This window comes from Kribbella sp. NPDC054772 (assembly GCF_053611945.1).
On the sequence record NZ_JBSHBJ010000038.1, the window covers coordinates 75202 to 76864 of the forward strand.

A 1663-nucleotide genomic window follows, 5' to 3' on the forward strand; every position below is an offset into this window, starting at 1 on the left:
GACCCCCCCGGGTGACCACCCCCCCCCCGGCGGCTAACCCCGCCGGGTTGGGTTCACCCCCGGCGCGGGGCGTGTACCGGGCCCCCCCGCTGCCACTTGGAAGGCTTCCTGCGCGACATAGCCCCTCAAGGCTAGTCGTATGACCTAGATCACCCCGAGCTGATCACCCGAACTGATGACCCGGGCTCAGCTGCGCGCGACCGCGTACGTCGCGCAGCCGATCAGCTCCATCGACACCTGCAGGCGCTCCAGGCTGACGTTCTTCGCGATGGTGTCCTCCGGCGAGTGGTACGGCGGCTCGAGGTACGACGGCGCGAGCTCACCGCGCCACGAGAAGTTCGCGGAGTCGATCCCGACCTCCTGGAACGACTGGTGGTCGGACGCACCACGCTGCACCGGCCCGACGAGCTGAGCGTCGTACCCGAGCCGTTGTCCGGCGGCCCGTACGGCGTCGGTCGCGGTGTTGGCGAGTCCGGTGAAGGACAGCAGCCAGTAGGTGACCGCCGGGTCCCAGCTGGTGGCGACCATGTCGTTCTGGAAGACGGCGGCGTAGCGGTCGCGCTGGTCCTGGGCGAGCTGCGCGACGTGGTACCGCGATCCGATCAGGCCTTGCTCCTCCGAACCCCACAGCGCGAACCGCAACGTCGCATCGGTCGGGATGCGGCTGAAGACGCGCGCCAGCTCCATCGTGAGCACGGTGCCGGAGCCGTCGTCGTTCGCTCCCGGTGCGCCGGGGACGGTGTCGTAGTGGCCGCTGACCATCACGATCGGCCCGCTCGTGCCGGACTTGCCGCGGCGCTCGCCGATGACGTTGTTGGAGATCAGGCCTCGGTGGGCCGTCGTGCTGATCTTCAACGGCAACGCGGCGACCACGGCGAGGGCCTCACGGATCAGGCGCTTCTGGACCTGGGCGACGCCGATCACCGGGATCGGGGCGTCGGTGAGGCCGCTCGGGGAGAACGCCGAGGCGCGGCGTGGGTACACCTGGTCGGCCGGCAGCAGGATCACGCCGACCGCACCGCGCGCGGCCGCCTCCGCGACCAATGCCGGCCGGGACGCGGCAGTGTCGTCGGCGATCACGATGGAGCCGGCGACGTCGGTCGGCCAGACCGGTGCGGTCGCCGGGCCGACGTCGCGCACCGGGCCTTGCACGCTGACGTCGAGCTTGCCGCCGGGCGCGGCGCCGGCCTGCCAGCAGAGGTCGTCCGGCAGCACGCCGGTGACGTCGGTGATCTGGGCGAGGAACTTGTCGGCGACCGGGAACGGTTCGAGCCGGGTCCGGTAGCCGAACTTGTCGAGCTGGGCGGCGATGTAGTCGGCGGCGCGCTTCTCGCTCGCCGTACCGCCGATGCGTGGACCGATGTGCTCGGACAGCACCTGTAGATGCTGCAACGCGCGATCGGAGGACAGGCCCGACACGATCTGCCGGTCGAACCTGTCCAGCTTCGGCCGGGTCACCGCGCCCGGCCGAAGGTCGTCGGCGCCCCACGCGGGCGCGGCGGTCAGTGCGGAGGCAGCGGTGACACCGGCGACGGCGCCTAACAAACCGCGGCGACTCAGACCGGATCGGCCGGTGGGGCGGCGGGCCCCCCCCCACGCAGACAGCCGACAGCCTGGAGAGCGCGATCGCTCACAGCGCACCGACCATCGGAACCCACCGCGC

1 protein-coding gene is annotated in these 1663 nt (G+C 71.6%); it reads right to left on the reverse strand.

The window, feature by feature from the left end; translation table 11 throughout:
• Positions 1-186: 186 nt before the first annotated feature.
• Positions 187-1545 carry a M28 family metallopeptidase gene (locus ACWGID_RS36315; protein ID WP_452203892.1) on the reverse strand — a complete coding sequence of 453 codons (1359 nt, stop codon included), beginning with the start codon at positions 1543-1545 and terminating at the stop codon, positions 187-189.
• Positions 1546-1663: the final 118 nt, after the last annotated feature.